Here is a 20,337-nt window from a genome sequence, read left to right as displayed (position 1 = left end):
CGTGCGAGTGCATTCCCCCCCTGCGATGGTCTCGGTCGACGGCGTCTCGAAACACTTCGGCCAGCATCTGGTGCTGCGTGATGTCCATCTGCGCGTCGAAGCCGGGCAACGTGCGGTCGTCTGCGGCCCATCGGGCTCGGGCAAGTCCACCCTCGCGCGATGCATCAGCGGGCTGGAGGCCTACGGCAGCGGCACCGTGACCGTCAACGGCACGATGGTGTCGCCAGACATGCCTCATTCGGCGCTGATCCGCGCCAACGTCGGGATGGTGTTCCAGCAGTTCAACCTTTTTCCACATCTGAGCGTGCTCGACAACTGCACCCTGGCCCAACGATGGGTGCGCCGCCGATCGAGGGACGAGTCCAGGGAAATCGCGCTCGCACACCTTGATCGTGTTCGGCTCGCCGACAAGGCATCCGCCTATCCTGCGCAGTTGTCCGGCGGCCAGCAGCAACGCGTGGCGATCGCGCGGGCCCTGTGCCTGGACCCCTCGGTGATGTTGTTCGACGAAGCCACATCCGCGCTGGACCCGGAGATGGTCAAAGAAGTGCTCGACACCATGATGCTGCTCGCGCGCGACGGGATGACGATGGTGTGCATCACGCATGAAATGGGTTTCGCGCGGGCGGTCGCGGACAAAGTCGTCTTCATGGACGAGGGGCGCGTGGTGCAAGACGCACCACCGGCAGCGTTCTTCGGCCCGGATGCAGATCCTCGCATCCGCAAGTTTCTCAGTCAGGTCATTTAAACTTGGACGCGTCGCACGACAAGGGTCGGCCACCGGCACGGGGCGCGCCTTTCATTCGCCGCAAACGCGCGCCATGCCTCGGTCCAGCGCGATGCGATACACGGCGGGCAGCCGGTGGGCGTTCACATGCGCGAGCGTTGCCATCGCGAGCGTCTGCGGACATTCGGGCGCTACTCGCAGTGCCCGTGTCGCGATCAGTTCTTGGATGAGCGCGCTGCGCAACTTGTCGAGCGCCGGGCGCAACGCTGTCTTCAGGTCTGCTCGAGGCTCGAGGGGCGCACCGCCCGAGCGTCGCCAGTCCGCCATGAGCACGATCTGTACGAGCTTGCTCGCCTCGACCTGGTCCGCAAAGAATGCCGATGCCGTTTCGCTGCGAAGACCCACGCGCGAGGCTTCCTCGGACGCGGCATCGATGACCTGGCGCTCGCGGGGGTCTCCCGGCGGATCCGCAACCGGCTGTTGGGTGTCCCATTTGGTCAGCGCGACGCTTCGGGAAATCTCCAGGCGAACCGCACACAGATCGATCAATGCGGAAAGGTCCTTCGAAGGGGCCGCAGTGGCGCCCGCGCATGCAATGGACAGGAAGACCATTGCACCACTGGCCATGAGCGCACGAACGCACACGCGCATGACGGGGATGACGGGGACGCGAAGAACTGCAGCGGGGTGATGGGTGGTCGGCATGGGCGGCTTTCTACCTTCGTCGCATCGTGATGACGCGGGTTCTGGTCAGCCTACCCCTGGGCGAAGGCACCGCCCACTACCCGAACGCACAGTCGGATGACCTGACGGCATGCGACGGGGCGGCGCTCAGGCCTTTGCGCTTTCGGGACCGCATCAGTGCCTACGTCAACGTGGACCACAACGCCAGACGCGCGAGCCGGCAGGTGTCCCTTTGCCCGCGCGATCGCATTGCCAATGCGCGCGTGCGAGGACTGTCGCGCGGTTGCCGACGCGAGCGCCTGAGACCGGCGGCCCCTGTGACGCCCTTCGAGTTCGAGCCCGCCGAAGTGTCCTCGAACCGCTGGTCGATCCCCTGCGCGGCCAAATCGAGCAGCAGACCCGCGCCGGGAGTGACTGTGGGCGCAAATCCGCGTCGTTCGGTGGAAAATTTGCACCGGCGCGGTCCGACGCTCAGTGCTGCCCGGCGACTCTGTCGGGCGGGGAACGCCGCAGAAGCGACCGTCATACGTGCGGCGGCTCACGCTCATGAAGTGAATCGTGCGTTGGCATTTCGTCTTGCTGGCTGCGAAGCTTGGCGAGACGCCGCATTCGCCGCGCCTCGCGCAGGATGCCAACGCCCGTTTTGCCCCGAGGACGAGCCAATCGCCCTCCTTTCCTCAGCGTCTCAGGCGCGTTGCAGGGCATCCAACCCTGAAGACGGTGTGCAGGGCGGCCGCTGGCATGCGAGGCGCACCCCGGATACGCCACGATTCGATCGGCTAAGCTGACGCCAATGGAATCACCCCCCGGTCTCGATCTGGCGACGCGACAGCGCGAACGCGCTGTCACCGCGGCGCAGCGGGCGGGCGCGAAGCTGAAAGACCTACGACCCAACGACGCCGCCAGCGCGCTGATCGCCGCCTCACAACGTGCGAGATCGCTGGAGCAACGCGTGATTTGGCTGCAGCGCGCGGCCTCCGCATGGGCACGGCCGTTGGAGGACGTGGGGGCCTGCCGCAGCGGCTGCGCGCATTGCTGCCACATCGCGGTCACGATTTCCCGGGTGGAAGCGGCGCGCCTGGCGCGCGCATCTGGCCGCAGCTTGAACATGCCGACCCATCCCGTGCGGCTCGATGCGCTGGAGACGGAGGCGGATGTGATCAACGCGCAAGAAACGCTGCAGCAGCTGCCGACACCCTCGCCGTGCCCTTTCCTGGTCCGCGAGACGTGCTCCGTCTACGAGCACAGACCGATCGCCTGCCGGGTCCTGGTGAACCTGGACGATGACGATCTGTTGTGTCGTCATGCGCCGACGTACAGCGCCGAGGTTCCCTATGCGGACGCCAGGGCCATCAAGGCCTTGGCCCTCTCGGCGCAGGCCTCCAGCGAGTTCGCCGACATCCGCGACTTCTTTCCCGCCTGACCGCGCCCGCCGGCGCTGCACGCAGCGTGTGCGCCTGATATCGGCCCTCAGGCATCGAAAAAGCAGGATTGTCTGAGCAGGTCGACCTCCAGTCGAGGCCAACGAACCCGCCGAACGCGTGGCGGGGAAGGCACAACAACAAGTTGGCTGTTCATCGGTGCGAATACATCCCGGCGATGGCGCGGTCGGCTTCGGCAACGCCCTGCCCTGGCTGTGTGTCGACTACCTGATCCGGCAGTTGCTGCACCGGCCCGGCTCGTCAACCATGCATGGCCCATCCATTCCGCAGGAACCGGCATGCGCACCCTCTTGATCGACAACCACGACTCCTTCACCTACAACCTGTACCAGTACCTCGCGGCTTGCAACGACGAGGAACCAGTCGTGGTGAAGAACGATGAGAAACCCTGGAGCGAGATCTGCGGTCTGAGTTTTGACAACATCGTGATCTCGCCCGGACCGGGGCGCCCGCAACGCCACAGCGATCTGGGCATTTCCGCGGATGCGCTGCAGCATGCGCGCGTCCCGGTGCTAGGCGTGTGCCTTGGACATCAGGCCATCGCGCACCATTGCGGCGCCACGGTGGATCTGGCCGTGCGTCCAATGCACGGGCGCCTCGACCGCATCGCACACGGATCGGTGGATCTGTTTGCAGGCATACCGAACAACTTCGAGGCGGTGCGTTACCACTCGCTCGCCGTGACGGACCTGCCCTCGGAGCTCGAGCCGCTCGCGTGGACGGCCGATGGCACGTTGATGGCCCTGCGGCACGTCTCGCGCCCGTGGTGGGGCGTGCAGTTCCATCCTGAATCGATCTGCACCGAGTACGGTGCCAGGCTGTTGCGCAATTTCCGGGAGCTGACGCACGCCTGGCGCGGGGGCGTTCACAAGGCGTCTTCGATGGGCAGCTTTCTGCCCGAATTCCGCCTGGGCCAGGACCCTGCACCGAAGATCCACGCCCGCTGCATCGATGCCCTGCCCAACCCGGAGCAGGTATTCGACACCCTTTTTTCCGACGCCCCAACGTCGTTCTGGCTCGACAGCAGCTTGGTGGAGAGCGGGCGAGCCCGCTTCTCCTTCATGGGCGACGGCAGCGGACCACGCAGCAAGCGGGTCACTTACCGCTGCGACACGCAGGAACTCGCGATTCATGCCCATGGCGCTGTGAACAAGCGCACCCAGAGCATCTTCGACTACCTCCGAGATCATGCGCCGGCGCCTCGCGCCAGCGCGACGGCCCTGCCCTTCGACTTCGCTGGCGGGCATGTCGGGTACTTCGGCTACGAGCTCAAGCGCGAACTCGGCGGCCACCCCACGCACCTCGCCGACACGCCCGATGCCGCATGGATCGTTGCCGATCGATTCATCGCCTTCGACCATGTCGAGCAACAGACATGGATCGTCTGCCTCGACGATGAAGTGCTTTGTGCGCTCAACGCACAGTGGTTGGACGACGTCGAACAGCGGATGGCGCACGGCCTTCACGCGCTGGAACCCGATTGGCAAGACGCGGCCTGTGGGCTTGGACCGCTGCGATGGCGCATCGACCTGCCCGACTACCGAGCGCGCATCGTGCGCGCCCAGCAAGAGATTCTTCAAGGCGAAACCTACGAGGTCTGCCTGACGAATCAGCTTGTGGGCGAGGGCACGATCGATGCCTGGCCGGTGTACCGCGCACTGCGCGCACGCACACCGGCACCCTACGCCGCCTTCCTGAAGATGCCTGAGGTTTCGGTGCTGTGCGCCTCCCCCGAACTTTTCCTGCGCATCGGTGTCGACGCCAGCGTGGAGACCCGGCCGATCAAGGGGACCGCTGGGCGCGGCGTCGATGCACACGACGATGAACGAATCAAGGCGGCGCTGCAGGCCGACGAGAAAACTCGCGCCGAGAACCTGATGATCGTGGACCTGCTTCGCAACGACCTCAACCGCGTCTGTGACGTGGGCACGGTCCATGTCCCTCGGCTCTTCGAGATCGAAAGTTTCGCGACGGTGCATCAGATGGTCAGCACGGTCAGGGGTCGCCTGCGCGCCCGGCTGGGACCGATCGACGGTGTGTGCGCCACCTTTCCGGGAGGTTCGATGACTGGCGCGCCGAAGGAGCGCACGATGCGCATCCTCGATGGCCTCGAAGAGGCCGCGCGCGGCGTCTATGCCGGCAGCATCGGATATCTGTCGTTCAATGGCTCGGCCGAACTCAATATCGTGATCCGCACGATCGTCTGTACCGACGGACGCGTGTCCATCGGCACAGGCGGGGCCATCATTGCGCTGTCGGATCCCGATGAGGAAGTCGCCGAGATCGTCCTGAAAGCTCGCGCGCCGTGGGAAGTGCTGCAGCAGTGCGGCGGCACACCGGCGCCGATGCCGACCACCGACGGATCCGCACCGCCGGCGCCCGCCGACGGGAACGTGGGCATGGCCGGTGATTGACGCCACGACCGACCGCCGCGGCATGGTCCTGATGACGCTGGCGATGGCCTGCTATGTTCTCAACGACACCCTCGTGAAGCTCACGCTGCAGGCGTTTCCACCGGGCCAGGTTCTGGCCGTGCGTGGGGCGGCCGCGAGCGCCGTGATCGTCGTTGCGATGTGGAGACGCTCCGATGCGGCAGGCCTTCGACACCAAATGCGCCAACCCATCATGATTCTTCGATGCGCCCTGGAGATCAGCACCGCACTGATGTCCGTGCTCGCACTCGCGCGCGCCTCGCTCGGGTTGGTCAGTGCGCTCATGATGACGGCGCCGCTGCTGATCGCGTGCGCGAGCATGGCGTTGCGATGGGAACCCACGCAACCGCGCCGCCTGTGGGCGGTGCTCGTGGGCCTGGGAGGCGTGTGGCTGGTCGTGCGGCCCTCGATGCAAGCTAGCACCGCAGGAATCCTTTTTTCGGGCCTGTGTGCCGTGTCGCTTGCCGCCAGGGACATGGTGACCCGTCGGCTGCCGCCGTCGATGTCATCGATCAATGTCGCATTCGCCACGACGCTCGCTGTCTGCGCAGCGGGCCCGGCGCTTGGATGGGCATTGCAGGAATCGTGGAGTTCGCTCCTGCGACGCGAGGCCTTGGCCCTCGTGGGCGCGGCCCTGTGCACCGCATTGGGAAATGTGGCGCTCATCGCGGCGTGCCGCGGCACGGACCTCTCCGTGGTCACGCCTTTTCGCTACACCCTGCTTGTCTGGGCGTGTCTGCTCGGTTACCTGGTGTGGGGGGACATCCCCGACATCGCGGCAATGGTCGGGCTAGCGCTCATCATCGTTGGGGGCATCACCAACCTGCGTGCCGCACGCCCACCCTGAGCGGCATACATCGCAGCGCTCTCGGTCATTCGCGCGGCCGGGCCCCAAGGCACCCGCCTCAGTTGCGCAGGGCGACCGTCGTACACAGGTAGCGAACCGGTGCGACCTCGATCGCCTCGACGCCGTGGCACTGCGCCGCATCGAACAAAAGCGTGTCCCCGGGCGCAAGCAGCACGACCTTGGGGCCATAACGATAGTGAGCGCGACCCGCGAGCATGTAGACGAGCTTCAGGCCTGCTTGTGCCGCGCTGGGGGGCGCCCCGGGCGTACGCATCTGGACCAGGGACGGTGTCATGCTCAGGTCACCAGACATCAGGTGGCCCAGCAGTTCGCAACTGCAGCCGTCGCCAGGCACAGTGCGCGGCAAGGGAATGCCTGTGCCCGCAGGCACGTGAAAGAACACCGAACGCGGCGTGCGCTCGGCGAAGAAGCGTGAGATTGACACGCCAAGGCCTTGCGCCACACGTTCCAGCGTTTGCACGGAGGGCGACGCAAGGCCGCGCTCGACACGCGAGAGCATCGAACGCGACACGCCTGCGCGGGCTGCAAGTTCGCCGGCCGAGGTGTGCGCCGCGAGGCGCAGCGCCTTGATTTGCGTGCCGAGCATCAATGCGGGCTCGCTGCGCGCAGGTGGCGTGGCGCGCGGGGATGCCGACTTCAGGCGAGCTGGCAGCTTGAGCACATGCGCGCTAGGCAAGGGCGAAGCAACACGCCTTCGGCTCACTTGCGACCACCCCATGCCGGTGGTATCCACACGCCATGCACGCTCGAAGCTCGAAGAGGGTCCCACCGGGCACTGCCCTCCCCTCGCGCTGCCGCGCGCAGCTGCCGCTTTCGCGCACGCGCTCGATGCGCGAGCGTCGCGTAGCGCGGTCGCCCTCGCCCTCGCGGGCACATGCCATCGCGCCAACCGCCTCTCAGGGGGAAGGACTTCGGCCGTACCGCGCGCGCGCGTTGCAAGCTTGAGGGCGACCGCCGGGCGAGAAGCCCGTGGCCTGCTTGCGGGCAGCACGCACTGGCCGCGCCTCGCGGCAGGCAGGCGTGCATGCGTGTGTGAGCAGAGAACATCACCATGCGGGCATCTTTTCAAGATGCGTGGACGGACGCAAGCGTTGCATGGGATGCAAAAGAACGGCCAAGGGGCGCCCAGGCCCGCGGCGCCTTGCGGCATCTTCTGATGTCTTGCTGCTCACGCGTTGCGCCTCGTCCAGCCCACCGCCCGCTGGCACGCGGGCGCTCGGACCTGCCATTTCAGGTAGTTTTGCGACGCCCCGTCTTTGCCTGTAATTCGCCTGTCATCCACCAGGAGGTTGCATGCACATCGTGACAGGCACAGCGGACACACTGTCTGCAGAAATGCTCTTCGACATGGCGCACTACCGTCACCAGGTCTTCGTGGAAAAGCTTGGCTGGGACCTTTCGGTGCGCGGTCGGCTCGAGCTCGACCAGTTCGACCGCCGCGATACCTTGTACGTCCTGGCGCCAAAGCGCGAGGGTGGCCTGCGCGGCGTGGCACGACTGCTGCCGACAGACCGCCCCTACCTGCTGGCCGAGGTCTTCCCGCAACTGCTCGGCGGACGTCCCGCGCCGCGCAGCGCTCGCACATGGGAGCTCTCGCGCTTCGCCGCGGTCGATCTCGCTGCTTCGCAGCCCGAGATGACGCAGTTCGGTGCGTCCAGCGCGGCGCTCTCGCTGCTGGCTGCGGCCATGCAGGTGGCTGCGAAAGCAGGCGCCGAAGAGCTCGTCACCGTTTCGCCGCTGGGCGTGGAACGCATCCTCCAGCGCGCTGGCATCGTGGCCCGGCGCTTCGCTGCGCCGGTGCGCATCGGCGATCAGCGGCTGTTCGCGTGTCGGATCGATCTCATGCCGTGCGAGCGGCAGCGCACGCCGGTGCGCCCGACCTTGAGCGTGGCCTGACGATGCCACTGACCGTGTTGCGCAACGCACTTCACGCCTCAAGCGCTTAGCGCCGCGCTTGGCAGACACCAGGCATGTCTAGTCGAGGAATCCAAGCGCGGTCGCGCGTGCCACCGCAGCCGGCTTGTTGGGCACATCCAATTTTTCAATGACGTTCTTGATGTGAAACTTGACGGTGTTCACCGAGATGTGCAGGAGCTGGGCGACGTCTTCCGTATTCTTTCCGTCCGCCGTCCACTGCAGCACCTCGATTTCACGGGCCGTGAGCTTGGGGTGCCACGCCGGATGGTCCCTCGCAAAGCCGGCCGACAAGGCCAAGTGCGCGATGTTGGCCAAACATCGCAAGAACGGGTCGTGCTGCGCGATTTCCGCGGACGACAGCGCCTCGTGAGAACGCACGAGCGAGAGCATGCCGACCATGCCCTTTGCACCAAAGCAGGACTGCGCCCAGCCCACACGCAGACCACAGTCACGAGCCTCCGACCACAGCTGCGGCGTGTGCTTGAAGACATCGTCGCTCCAGATGATGGGCTCGCCACTGCGCGCGCCATGCGCGACGGTCGGATCGGTGTCCAGATAGTTCGCGTCGCGGTAACGTTGCTGCCAACGCGCGTCGTAGTTGCTTATGATTATCGTCTCTGGTCTCGTGAATGGCACCTTGATGCGCAGGCCGTACGCGCACCGCTCGAAGCCCAGCCGACGCGCGCCCAGCGTGATCGCCTCAAAGATGGCGTCCAGCCCTTCGACCCCCGCGAGGAGATGTTGCGTGTCTAGCAGGAGATCGCTTGCAGGCGGGATCGCCGCGGCGACTGCGCGACGATGTCGCCGCTGCAGGGTATCAACGTAGGGAGCCAGAACTGATCGTGCTTTTTTGCTCATCGCAAGTTCTCCTCCAGTGCATCTCGGGGTGGACAGGAAGGTTCGACGCCGTGCGCGGGCGGCAGACTTCGGGTTGAAGTCTAGGGAGTGCTGCGGCGCTGCGTGCTGACAAAACGCCCACTGTTTCTGCCTTGTGCCATGGGGAGGCGCACGCGATTGATGCGAAAGCATCACCACTTCGACAACGTTTGCTGCGCGGCATGCTGCCGTGATCTTCGATGTACGACGTATGGTTTCTACTTCTCGCGGACTTTGAGCCATTTGACGCAAGCGCGGCGATCCACGCGTTTTCGGTCGCGAACGATGTGCTGCGCGAGGCGGGCGGATCCGACGTGTACAGGACGCGCTGCTTCACCGCGAACCGCCAGTCGACGCGCAAAAAACTGGACTTGACGATCGAGGCCAGCGCGCTTCCGGACGAACTCGCGCATCCGGTGCGCGCGCTGATCGTTGTCGGCGGCGGCACCAGCGCCGCGAAGTCGCTGCGAATGCCCTCCTCGCACCAGCTGGAACTCAGCACATGGATCGCGCGCGCACGCGCGCACATCGCCAGCTTCAATTCAATCGGTGCGGACGGCTTCGTGGTGCTGCAGACCGCGCTGGCCATGATCCCGCCCGGCGCGCCCTCGGGCGTGCGCGAGGTCGTGATGACCTCAGCTGGCATGGACGTCGCGCTGCGCCTCATCGCGCAGGACCAGGGATACCCTGTCGCGTTGAAGGTTGCGATGCGCCTCGCCCCCTCGCCCGACCCCGTCCAGGCGCTCTCGCGCTTTCGCAGCGGACTGAGTGGCCGCACAGGCGGCGACGAGCGCGTGATAGCACTCAACCACTGGATCGCTCAGAACCTGCGCCAGACGCTCAACGTGCAGCGGTTGGCCGATCAGGCGCTGATGTCCACCCGCACGTTCGCGCGGCATTATCGTCGCGCCACAGGCTACACGCCGGCGCGCGCTGTCGAGAGGATCCGTCTGGAGCACGCCTGCTGCGCGATGGAGTCGACCTTGCTGTCACTCAAGGCGATCGCATTGCGCAGCGGGTTCTCCTCGGAGGAGATCATGCGCAGGGCGTTCATGCGCGTCCTGGGAATCGCACCGTCGCAATACAAGCGAATGTTTGCCGACCAAGGCCCGTGGGCGTAGGGGCTCTGCCAGCGCAAGCGCCGCGTTTTCGGGTGGTCTAGACCACGCCCTTGAAGATTCGGGACGGCCCTGCCCTGCAGGCAGCATCCTGCGCTGCGTGGCGGTGTCGGCGATTCAGTGGGGCGTGGCATTTTCGACAGGTGCGCAGCCTAGGCCGCTCGTCTTCGGTCTGCGCGGATGCGGCGCCATGGCAGATGGGCATCGCCTTTGAATCGTTTTGATGACCAGGACGTCCTGCGACGTCCTGCAGTCTCCTTCGAAGCTGCAAAGATCCATTTCCCTGCATCGGCAAAGCGACTCAACGACGATAGCCCATCGGTCCAACCCTCCACGGCCCGCGGCAGCAGCGTCGTCGCGATTCAGGACCGCGTGGAAGGCGGCTGTGGCGCGAGCCATCGCGAGACGCACCGCCGTCGTCGGGCCGCTGCTGGCCCGAGCGTTGTACCGCGCCACACGACGCGGACCAAGGCTGTGAGATTGCTTGATGGACGCGGCGGAGCCGCGGACCGAAACCGTCGTCATCGGTGCCGCGCTCCCCAAATCATCCCCGGCAGAAACAGGTTCCGGTCCATGCTTGGAGGGGCGGCCCGCAGGAGCCGCTGTATTTACTGCGGCCGTCGTGCGAAATGGTGCACCTGGAGGCGTTGCAGTTGTCCAAGGGGGGTGCCGGCTTAAGAATAATCATCTATGCAATAAATGGGGTTCATCGCGCGGTTCTCGTCCGGTCGCAAAACAAAATGCCTGTTGTGACGACGCAAGCGCTCGGCGTGACGGGCCGCATCACGAAAGCAGCTACTAACATTTCTGCGAGGGTATGGTCGGTCAAGGCGCGGGACGTGCATCGGGCCGGCGCATCAGGATCGATCCCGGGAGCAACCTGCGGCTCCTCGCGAGCCGTGTGGGCCGTGTGGGCCGTGTGGGCCGTGTGGGCCGTGTGGGCCGGGCGGGCAGCGCCGGCCCGCAGCCCTGCGACCTCATCATGTTCAGTGTCCATCCGCCAGCGGCTTGGCGCGCCCCAGTTGTGCGACGAAAAGACGATGCGCCCGGCAAGCAGGGCCGCGGTGCCTTCCATGCAGCGCCCGCAGCAGAAAGTGGCCGGTCGCCCGGCGGTCGATCGCTTCCGCGACAGTAAGCATGCTTGGCGGATGGGACAGTGGATGACGTATAGAGAGCAAGCGCTCACATACTTAAGACACTTCGCGTTGTCGCGACCTTACTCGGCTTTAAGACCGAGAAATCCGTCCAGCAGCTTGATCAGGCGACGCTGCTGGCTCTCGTCCAACGCTTCCACGAGGATGGTGGCCTTCCCCTTGCGATCGGTGTTCAAGCTGGCCACGCGGTTGCCGGCGGGATCGAGCCATTCCGCCGTCCCTTCACGACGGCGCTTTGCGCCAGTTGCTTGAATGAGGATCTTGAGGGTGTCTGCGGCGCTAGGTCGCGGCAGCTGGGTTGCCACCGTCCGGGCTCGCTCCAGAACGCCCTCAGGGTCTTTTTGAAGCGCGTCGGTTAACAGCTTGCCCCAGCGAAACTGGAGTTCGAGCGGCGAACTGAACGCTGCAACAACGTCCGCGGGCAGGCTGCGAAGCGTCTTGGCCTTCGAAATGGTACCCATGTCGACCCCCAAGGCTGCCGCCATCTGTTTGGCGGATGGGAACAGTCCTTCGTCGAGGGCGCGCGAGTACATCACGCCTTGCTCCCACGGCGACAAATCTTCGCGCGCGCGGTTTTCTCTGTCCATCTCAACGAACAGATCGGTGTCCTTCATGCCGTGGTCAATCAATGCCAAGACAGGGATGCCCAGTTCAAGGCAGGCTTGGTGGCGCCGGTGGCCGTAGACGATCTCGTAGCGTTGCGCGCCGGCTTCCGCCGGGCTCACGGCACGCACCTTGATCGGCTGGATGTTTCCGCCGGAACTCTGTATTTCGGCTTTCAGGTCGAGGAAAGCCTGTGTCGCGAAATGCGCGCGGTCGCGGTTGGCCCATCGAGACACGGATATGTCCCGGGGGTCCAACCGCCGGGTGACATCGGCACCGTCGAATTCTTCGAGGCGACGTCGCAATTCGACCACCTCTTTGTGAACTTCGGACTGCTCCGCCATGAATGCGAGCATCGAGCCGGGGCTGGTCCGGGGTGCTGCCGCGGGTGCGCGCGGTGGCAGCACCGGCTCGTGGCTTGCCGCTGCCTCTGTGGAATCGAGGCGGACGGCGCCCAGCGGCACAGGTGCGGATTCCTGGCCGGGCGCGGACACGCCGGCCGCTTCTGTGCGCACGGGAAGATTGGCGGTGACGCTGAAAGCGCGTTTGACGAGATTCTTGTTTGCCATAGCTGTCCTTCAGTAGCCTTGGGATGCCCTGCATTGCCAGGACTGATATTGCCGCCACTTGATCGAATTGCGCGGACGAGCCTGTAGTGCAGGTCTTAAGTGTCGAGGATGAAGCGTACGCGCGGTGATGCATGTCTGCGGGCCTGCGCTACTACCCGTACGGGTAGGTTTGAACGGTTCAAACCCCGGTGTGATGCAGGAATAAAGAATTGGGGGGCAAGTCATCCACGCGTCCCGAGGCTCGTGGAGCGGCTCGCTCGTGCAATCCTGTTGTACCCCGAAACAACCGATGCTGGCCACGAAGGTAAGTACTCCGCCCTGCCCTTTGAACGGTTCAAACCCCTCTGCCCTTCGGCCGATAACTGCGCGCACGGCGTTGGCGAACCACATCGCCAGGTCCTTGCTAGAGAGTGCGTATCGCTTTTCATGTCGCCGCGCATTCGCGTCATTTAGATCGCTTGATCGCAAGAATGGCCGGGGAGACTCAGGCATCTGCAAGGCTTTGAACCGTTCAAACCCCCTCCCCGTCGCAGGCGCGGGTCGTGCTCCACCACGGAGTGGCTCGCAAGCATCCGTTCCGAACGCCGCACGCCGAGTCCCTTGGCTCGTCCGATGCCGCCGCTCGCGGCCATCATTCCGTTCCACAGGCGCAAAGGCCACGCTCATGCCACCACCTCCTTAGGGTTTGAACGGTTCAAACCTCCCTCGCTGGACTGCAGCTGGCGCGCCCACGCGTTGCGGATGGAAACCTCTACGTGCTGAACGAACAGGTCGTATGCGTCCCGCGCACGCTTGTACGTCTTGTCCTTTGCATCGCTCGCCTCGCTGTCGTACACAGTCCCGAAACCCGAAGACTTCTGCGACGCGATCGAGGTTCTCGGAATTTCCAGCGGGAGCACCTTCTCCTTGTATGTTGCCGAAATCCATTCCCGCACCGCATCAGCAGTGGTCGATGCGCCTCGGCCCGCCTTGGGCGGTACGCGCGACAGCAGCACATTGATGAAGTCGAAACTCTTGGTCTGCCCGCGCGACTCCAGCATGCTCTCGGTGAGATCAGAGAACAACGACCAGAATTGGGTCGACGAGGCGAAATCCAAAGTCTCCGGCGGCAACGGCATGATGATGCCGTTGGCCGCCATCAATGCATTGATCGTGAGGTAGGACAGGGCAGGGGGGCTGTCGATGATGATCACGTCATAGTCGGCTCGCACTTCATCGATCCCGAGATCCAGAACCTTGTAGAACTCGAAGCCCGACAGCCCCTCCTTGCCCTGTCGCGAGGGCAGCATGAACTCCGCGTCAAAAAGAGAGGACGCGGCAGGAACCAGGTCCAGCCCATCCCAGTAGGTGCTGCGGATCAGCGGACGCACGCTCGTCAGCGTGCCGTCTGCGAGCGACATGATCGTGTCACCTGCACCGATCTCTACATCGGGCAAGATGCCAAAGAGGGTGGTCAACGACGCTTGCGGATCGGTGTCGATCACGAGCACCTTGTGACCCATGAGCGAGAGCCCCTGTGCCAAGGTCATCGCCGTGGTCGTTTTGGTGGTACCTCCCTTGAAATTCGCGATCGAGATCGTGACGGCCTCCGCACCAGCCGGGCGCAGCATCGCCTTGCGGTAGTCGCGAACCCACTGGCGGGCCTCGGCGAGTTCGAATATCCGCTTGCGCCCGTTGGACACGAGGGTCCCTGGCGGCATATCCTTGCGGCTGCCAATCTTGTGCGCGAACGATCCACGGGAAGAAGCCTCGCACATCGTTGCCACCTGATCGGCGCTGAATGTCGGTGACGCCTTGCGCACCATCGGCGCCAGCATGGCCGAGCGGATGCTGGCGAGCATGGCGGCAGCTTCCTCAGCTTGCTGATGAACACCTGCCAGGGTGATTTGCGGTCGTATTTCCATTTTTGAGCCGTTTAATGTTTGATGGCGAGATTGTGATGGTTGGACGAGTTTTGCGCAAACGTTCGTGATTTCGTCCAGTTTTTGCAGGCTATGAACTGAAAAAGCTCCAAACGCCTTATGGCAGGTATTTCTAAAGTCAAATACCTTGAAGTCCTATAATTCTTTAAGCGAAAAAAGGCCTTTGAAATCAACGACTTAAGCTCATTTTTGGAGCTTTTACGGTAGTAAATGGAGCCTCCACAGGTCACTGTGGAGTGGACTCGGGTCGGGATGGAGCTACGGCAGGCCGATGCGGCGGTGGATACAGTGAGCTGAAAAATCAAGACGCTGAGCGGCCTTTGGGGCGAAATCCTCACCGAAAGAGCGCCGCCGTGGAGCTTTTTCAGTAGCGGGTCCCGCTCCCAACGGCCGGGGAGGTTCCCATTTGTGGAGCTTTTTCGGTGAGCCTGTGCCGCGGCAGCACCGTCGCGACAGGTGAATCGACGATTCACGTGAAGCAGACGGTACGCTACAGTCAAGGGATGAATGCAGGAGCCAGAGAATTCACGCTGCCGCGCCCCCCCGGCGCGCTGCGCAAACCCGTGTTCTCGCTCGCGCTCGTGCCGCAGAACAGCAAGATCACGGCACTGGGGCGCAGAACCTGGAACGTGCTGCTTCATATCGCGCAGAACCAGGGCCTCGAACAGGAAACGTTCCGCGCCGCGCTGACGGACATCGTCAAGGGGCTGGACTACAACTCTGGCGACATGAAGATCATCAAAACGCATTTGCGATCGATGGTCTCCACGCTGGTGGAATGGCAGTCGCCGACCAGCGGCGAATGGCAGACCTGGGACGTTTGCGGCATGCTGTCGCATGCACGGCTGAGCAAGGAACGTGGCCAAGTATTCGTAGAGTGGTCGTACGCGGTCAACATGCGCCATGAGTTGCTGGACCCGGAGATCTTCACCAAGCTGTCGCTGGACGTGATCTCGCAACTGGGCTCGCACCCGGCCGTGGCGCTGTATGAAATCTGCTCGCGCTACATTGGCGTGGGCCAGACAGCGCGCAAAGCCTGGAGCTGGTGGCGTCCCGTGTTGCTGGGACGACCCGACGACGAGCGGCTGCAAAAGCTCGAATACCGCATCTTCAAACGAGACACCTTGCGTCCGGCGGTCGCGGAGATCAATGCCGTGGCGGACATCGAGATCGAGATGCTGGAGTTCAAGTCGGGTCGTTTCGTGTCCGATCTGCAGTTCGCCGTTCGCAAGAAGCCACAGAAGGCCTTGGCGCTGCAGCAGCGCAGCGCCGCCGAGCCCGTCGACGTGGCTGTGCTTGCAAGCGCCGAGCGTCTTGGCATCGAACCCGCGCGGGTGGAACGTCTCATCGACGAATTCGGCGAGGCCGCGGTGACGACCGGCCTGGAGGCGGTGGAGCGGCGTGCGGCCAGCGCTTTCCCGGAACCGCTGCGCGACCCGCTGCGCTATCTCAAGAGCGTGCTGCCCGGTCACGCGGCCGAGCACCAGCAGGATGCCGAGCTCAAGGTCCAGGACGCAGCGCAGGCGCAAGCGGCCACGACGCTGGCGCCCAGCGAGAAGCTTGCGAACTGGGAAAAGAAATGGCTCGTGGGCCGGATCGAGCACATCATCAATGAAATCGGTTCGCTGTCTCAGGAACGCCAGTCCGAACTCGTCGAGGGCCTGCGCGAGAGCCTGGTCAGGCGCAATGCCCACCCTGCTGTGATCCAAAGACTTGCGGCGAAGGGCTGGACGCACGCGATGGTGCGTCACGAAATGGTCAGCTTCTACGCCACCGCGGCCTACGGTGCGGATTGGGACAAGCCGACGGACCGTGACTTGCTGGTGATCGCGACCGAATAGGGCAGGGCGATGACGGCCCTGTCGCCGCGCGCTCTGTCACGCGGCTGCCTGGGTGAACCGAGTTACGTCTGGATAGAAATCAATGGTCGTGTGCGCGTCTGAATTGTCCAACTCGATACAGACACGAAGACTCCCGCGAGTGCGCCTGGATAGATTCGGAAAATCGGACAGGTAGGAGTGTCCCTCTGGGGCCATGGTGAGTCACCAGCTTGGGGACGTCGCACCCCGGCGTCGAACGTTCAAGCTCCTGCAGGTGTTTTTTGGCCTGCGCCCAGTCGAGCGTGGCTAAGGCGCGCATACTTGCTGACTGTTGTTCAGGAGATCGCTCATGATTAAAGACCAAGCGCAGGTCCGCAGATCCTGGGAGGTGCTATTTGAAGCGTGGTCGAACAACAACCTGAAGGCTCGTGGGGCTCTTGCTTTGCTGCGGCAGCTTGAGAAGGGAGCTGCCGCCGGCAAGAATCCTTGGCCTACCTCCGAAGAGGATGAACGGGTGGAAAACCTTGTTCGTCTCGCGGACACGCGGCGTCACCAGGCCGATGACTTTGTTCATCGATTGCTGGCTTGATCCACGCGCGGCATAGTCTTTCCTTTTGCGACGCAGAACCGTAGCGGCTGGAACGAATATGGGCGTTCATCTGGCGACTGCCAGTCAGTTTGCAGGTCGATTCGAGTTCGTCTTGCGCATCGATCAGCCGATAGGCATGACCACGGCGATAGGCAGTGCCGAAATCTTCGAGTTCTCGGTCAGCAAGGCGGTTCTTGAAATTCGAGAAGACGGCATGACTCGCTTGGAGGTCGCGGACGCGCTCCTCGCACGTTGCATGCGTTGGGCTCACGTTCGAATGGGTAGTGCCCCTTCGCCTTCTCCGTGTGGTTCGGGAGTGGAAGGCGAAGCTGGTTCATCGAGCCGATTTTGGGCAGACGCTTCCAAGCTCACCTGAGACTGAAGATCACTTCGAGTTCGCCCCGAGGGACTAGGCGGCAAGACGCCGACTTGAACGAGTGGGATGAGGCTGTCGCCAGGCTGCTGCGTCGTTGATTTCGGCTTGGGACAGCGCGGACGTATGCGGGGCGGGTACCGAACTAGGCCAAGCGTTTTGAAGAGCGGCCGTGGCGACTGTGACGCTGCGCTCCCCTGAACCTGAATGCCGGCCTTTCTCAGCTGTCGCCGCATTCGTATATTCCTGTGTCGCAGCGGCTTCGACCGGAGCTGGTCACGCATCGCCTGGGGTGCCAATGGTCTGCGCGTTCCCCGAAAACGGCCGCGCAAGCGAATCGCCTCGGTGCGTTCGCGCATCCACGCGTTGTCCGAAGCCAGCAGGGTCTCGGCCCAAGACTCCCGTCAGCGAGACCAATGGCCAGCGCTCGGCTGTTGGAGTGCCTGACCGTCGTGGACGAGTACACCCGCGGTTGCCTGGCCGCCGAAGAGGCCGGGTACCATCCAGTCCAAGCCGGAGAACGAAGTGTTGTCGTGCGAGATGCGCCTGCGTGAGGCGCCGCTTTTCATTCGCTCGGGCCATGGGCTGAGGGTGCAGCCAAGGGAAAGTCTGCGCGATCACTACAACGAGGTCCCCAGCAACCTGCAATATGCGAACCCCGGCGGAGTTCAAACCCGCAACTCCGCAAAAACGCGCAAACCGCCGTCTTGTAGGAACATCTGTCGCTTCCGGACCGAGAAATGACCGTCGGCTTCTTTGTGATCCTTTGGCGTGTAGCTGCCGTGTGCAACGGGCTGTTGGCCCATGAGCTAAAAAGCTTTGCGTCTTCGGCTTCGACTTCGTTTCACAGTGTTCAATAAACCCTGCGCGAAAACAATCCGACTTCTATGCACACCTTCAAAGCCCGGCGATGTCAGCCAACCCTTCGACGCTCAGCTGTTAGCCGTGCGCTGGGGCGCATGAAATCACCCGACTTTGTCGCGATCATCCAGCTGGTTTCCCAACGCGCGGTTGACCTCCTCGAGACGTCTGGCTGAATCGCTCAAGGTCTTCTCCAGCTCGCCGGCTCGTTCAATTGCTCTGTCCACGTCTTGGGGAAGCGTTTCCTTGGGCACTTCGTTGTCAAGCACGGCGTGAACGACGGCAAGGTCGTCAGCGGCGTCCTGGACTTCCTTTGTAGCCTGCTTGTTTTTGCGCAATGCCCTTTCCAGCTTTTCCGTGCTGGGCATCTCGCGCGGCGTGGCTTGCTGGTTCATGACGGCTTTTCCAAATCTCGGCTCAGCCGACATGCTAGTCAGAACATGGTGGTAGCGAAAGCTGGCCCCTGCAAAACAAGCTTTAAACCTACAGGGGTCGGGAAACTCTTCGGTACAAATGTGCTGCTTGTTTCGCCGCTAACTAACCACAGAGGTCACGCAATGCCGCTGGCAACTGTGCTCATTGAAGACAGCCCGACGATCCGAAGCAACCTCATTCCCGCGTTGCGAGATCTAGCCGGGGCCGAAATCGTCGCCGTCGCCGAGACGGCGAGCGAGGCCGTGGCCGTTTTAAAGGCACTGGGCGACGGTTGGCAGCTTGCCGTCGTTGATCTATTTCTGCGTGAGGGCTCGGGAGTGACGGTGCTGCGGGCGTTCCATGGGCGCTTGCCGCGACAGCGAATGGTGGTTCTTACGAACTATCCCACGACGGAAATTCGCCGTCGCTGCTTGGAAGTCGGAGCCGACGCCATATTCGACAAATCGACCGAGTTAGAGCCGTTTTTCGAATGGTGTCTGCAAGTCGAGTCCTGAACCCGAGCTGCGTTCGACGGCGCGTAACGTGACAACGAACTGCGCGCCTGAAGGCGTCGGCAGGACGCTCAATCAACCGGCGGTAGCGATGACAGGCTCGCAACGCGGACCGTTGTCGCCGACCAGATCGTTGGCACAACACGATCTGCGCAATAGGCTGTGTGCGTGTCTCGGCCTGAGGTCGGGCGCGACAGGTCTGCTACGCGGGCGGGGAATTCGGTGGCTTCATCGGCATCGGCATCAGCGCCGACCGTGACCCGATCTCCTGGTACATGCTGAGTACGACACCCCACAGAGCAGACTCGCGGTGCCGCTCCAAAAGTCCACGCTGGACGGTGCGCCGCGCTACGCCAGCGGCCGGACTTCCCACAAAGGACGAGGGCTACAGCGTGCCGATCAGCAAGTGCTAAGGCTTCTGAACGCGCCATCGGGGCGACGATCGCTGATCGAGGCTGCCGGGGTGCTTTGTGGCACGCGGGCTCCGGCACGAGAATTGTTCGGACAGCGCAGAAGGCGGGCCCGCGGGCGAGTCGCGGCCCGAGATGCGAACGGCCTTCGCACGCGTGCATGCTGGTGACGGAATTTACCCTCTTGAAATCCGCGATGGCCTGCCTATCTTTTCTTCCGTCGGAATTGGTCGACCGAAAAGGAGGTATCGAAATGACCATCAACTTGCTTAGGCAAATCGCCGGCTCCCGCCTGCCAGTCACCTTCTCCAGGGACGAAGACATCGATGGTGTCAGGATGCTGCGCGCAGCCGGGCTCGTCGTCGCGTTCGTGCCATCACCGTCGAGCCCGCTGTCGCTTTCGGGCTCTCCCTCAGCCGCGCAGGTGCTGGCGGTGACGCAGAAGGGGCGCGAGGAACTGGGGAAATTCAGCTATCCGCAATCCCGGTCGTCGCGATGGCGGAACCGCTCCCCGCAGATCACCGCGCGGCGCCTCTCGAACGCCAGCGCTCCGCCGCGATCTGCCGAGTCGCACTTGCCCCACTAAGCCTCGGCCCTAAACCTTTTTTTGATTCCAGAATCTTGGAGGTTCCATCATGTACCGATCTTTCTTCCCACGCGACATGCTCGCCGAGATCGATCGCCTGCAGCGCGACATGCGCCAGGCCACCGATCTTTCGCCCAGCATCCGGGGGCTGCCGCGCGACGGCTTTCCCGCACTCAATGTGGGCAGCACCGAACGCGCGCTCGAGATCTACGCGTTTGCCCCCGGGGTAGATCCGGCGACGCTCGAGGTCACTCTCGAGCGCGGGCTGCTCACCATCGCCGGGGAGCGAAAAGGAGTCGTACCTCGTCAAGGCGACAAGGCCACGCTTCACATCAACGAACGTTTCGAAGGGGCCTTCCGCCGGGTGATGACGCTGCCGGAGGACGCAGACCCGGACGGCGTGGATGCCAAGTTGAGCAACGGGCTGCTTCACATCACCGTTCAGCGGCGCGCGTCCGCC

Annotated in this window: 17 protein-coding genes; 11 read left to right on the top strand and 6 right to left on the bottom strand. The window is 63.6% G+C overall.

Annotated features, from left to right (window positions below; genetic code table 11):
• Positions 1-25 precede the first annotated feature (25 nt).
• Positions 26-748, top strand: a complete 723-nt coding sequence (locus BM013_RS34945) for an amino acid ABC transporter ATP-binding protein (protein ID WP_093133894.1) — start codon at positions 26-28, stop codon at positions 746-748.
• A gap of 51 nt (positions 749-799) precedes the next feature.
• On the opposite strand, the gene BM013_RS34940 is transcribed toward BM013_RS34945, so the two are convergent.
• Positions 800-1,432 (bottom strand): chorismate mutase, encoded by a 633-nt coding sequence (locus BM013_RS34940; RefSeq protein ID WP_256221832.1) that lies wholly within the window; start codon positions 1,430-1,432, stop codon positions 800-802.
• 772 nt (positions 1,433-2,204) lie between these two features.
• Here BM013_RS34940 and BM013_RS34935 point away from each other — a divergent pair.
• The 3 genes from BM013_RS34935 (at position 2,205) to BM013_RS34925 (ending at position 6,132) form a co-directional block, all read left to right on the top strand.
• A complete protein-coding gene (locus BM013_RS34935; RefSeq protein ID WP_093133891.1) occupies positions 2,205-2,834 on the top strand; it encodes a YkgJ family cysteine cluster protein in 630 nt (209 codons plus the stop codon).
• 297 nt (positions 2,835-3,131) lie between these two features.
• Positions 3,132-5,267 carry an aminodeoxychorismate synthase component I gene (gene pabB / locus BM013_RS34930; RefSeq protein ID WP_093133888.1) on the top strand — a complete coding sequence of 712 codons (2,136 nt, stop codon included), beginning with the start codon at positions 3,132-3,134 and terminating at the stop codon, positions 5,265-5,267.
• 22 nt (positions 5,268-5,289) lie between these two features.
• Positions 5,290-6,132 (top strand): DMT family transporter, encoded by an 843-nt coding sequence (locus BM013_RS34925; protein ID WP_256221831.1) that lies wholly within the window; start codon positions 5,290-5,292, stop codon positions 6,130-6,132.
• Between the two features lie 58 nt (positions 6,133-6,190).
• Here the strand turns inward: BM013_RS34925 and BM013_RS34920 are convergent, their stop codons facing one another.
• Positions 6,191-6,739, bottom strand: coding sequence for a helix-turn-helix domain-containing protein (locus tag BM013_RS34920; RefSeq protein WP_093133885.1), 549 nt, complete (start codon positions 6,737-6,739; stop codon positions 6,191-6,193).
• A 707-nt stretch (positions 6,740-7,446) separates the two neighbouring features.
• Here BM013_RS34920 and BM013_RS34915 point away from each other — a divergent pair.
• Positions 7,447-8,049, top strand: a complete 603-nt coding sequence (locus BM013_RS34915) for an acyl-homoserine-lactone synthase (protein WP_093133882.1) — start codon at positions 7,447-7,449, stop codon at positions 8,047-8,049.
• A 78-nt stretch (positions 8,050-8,127) separates the two neighbouring features.
• On the opposite strand, the gene BM013_RS34910 is transcribed toward BM013_RS34915, so the two are convergent.
• Positions 8,128-8,928 carry a LuxR family transcriptional regulator gene (locus BM013_RS34910; protein ID WP_093133879.1) on the bottom strand — a complete coding sequence of 267 codons (801 nt, stop codon included), beginning with the start codon at positions 8,926-8,928 and terminating at the stop codon, positions 8,128-8,130.
• A 218-nt stretch (positions 8,929-9,146) separates the two neighbouring features.
• Here BM013_RS34910 and BM013_RS34905 point away from each other — a divergent pair, with 218 nt between their 5' ends.
• Positions 9,147-10,067: a GlxA family transcriptional regulator gene (locus BM013_RS34905; RefSeq protein ID WP_093133876.1), complete on the top strand. Its 921-nt coding sequence runs from the start codon at positions 9,147-9,149 to the stop codon at positions 10,065-10,067.
• 1,213 nt (positions 10,068-11,280) lie between these two features.
• On the opposite strand, the gene BM013_RS34900 is transcribed toward BM013_RS34905, so the two are convergent.
• Together BM013_RS34900 and BM013_RS34895 are read right to left on the bottom strand one after the other, a co-directional pair.
• Complete coding sequence (locus BM013_RS34900; RefSeq protein WP_093133873.1) at positions 11,281-12,390, bottom strand: ParB/RepB/Spo0J family partition protein; 1,110 nt, start codon at positions 12,388-12,390, stop codon at positions 11,281-11,283.
• Between the two features lie 662 nt (positions 12,391-13,052).
• On the bottom strand, positions 13,053-14,231 hold the full coding sequence (locus BM013_RS34895; RefSeq protein ID WP_093133871.1) for an AAA family ATPase: 1,179 nt from the start codon (positions 14,229-14,231) through the stop codon (positions 13,053-13,055).
• A gap of 503 nt (positions 14,232-14,734) precedes the next feature.
• Between BM013_RS34895 and BM013_RS34890 the strand changes: the two genes are divergently transcribed.
• Together BM013_RS34890 and BM013_RS40890 are read left to right on the top strand one after the other, a co-directional pair.
• Positions 14,735-16,153 (top strand): replication initiation protein, encoded by a 1,419-nt coding sequence (locus tag BM013_RS34890; RefSeq protein ID WP_143098444.1) that lies wholly within the window; start codon positions 14,735-14,737, stop codon positions 16,151-16,153.
• Between the two features lie 328 nt (positions 16,154-16,481).
• On the top strand, positions 16,482-16,721 hold the full coding sequence (locus BM013_RS40890) for a hypothetical protein (protein ID WP_143098443.1): 240 nt from the start codon (positions 16,482-16,484) through the stop codon (positions 16,719-16,721).
• A 1,338-nt stretch (positions 16,722-18,059) separates the two neighbouring features.
• Here BM013_RS40890 and BM013_RS34880 read toward each other — a convergent pair.
• A complete protein-coding gene (locus BM013_RS34880) occupies positions 18,060-18,350 on the bottom strand; it encodes a hypothetical protein (protein WP_256221830.1) in 291 nt (96 codons plus the stop codon).
• Between the two features lie 162 nt (positions 18,351-18,512).
• On the opposite strand from BM013_RS34880, the gene BM013_RS34875 reads away from it, so the two are divergent.
• The 3 genes from BM013_RS34875 to BM013_RS34865 form a co-directional block, all read left to right on the top strand.
• Entirely contained in the window at positions 18,513-18,884 is a 372-nt protein-coding gene (locus tag BM013_RS34875) for a response regulator (protein WP_093133859.1), read from the top strand.
• 660 nt (positions 18,885-19,544) lie between these two features.
• The gene (locus tag BM013_RS34870; RefSeq protein WP_093133856.1) at positions 19,545-19,877 is read left to right on the top strand and encodes a hypothetical protein; all 333 of its coding nucleotides are present in this window, start codon (positions 19,545-19,547) and stop codon (positions 19,875-19,877) included.
• 49 nt (positions 19,878-19,926) lie between these two features.
• Positions 19,927-20,337 (top strand): Hsp20/alpha crystallin family protein (locus tag BM013_RS34865; protein ID WP_093134155.1); only part of this gene is annotated, 411 nt, incomplete at its 3' end.

Origin of the sequence: Variovorax sp. OK605 (assembly GCF_900115445.1) — a bacterium.
In the GTDB taxonomy this organism is placed as follows: Bacteria; Pseudomonadota; Gammaproteobacteria; order Burkholderiales; family Burkholderiaceae_C; genus Variovorax.
Note: the sequence above shows the minus strand (reverse complement) of the source record. Positions and strands in the feature narration are given on the sequence as shown.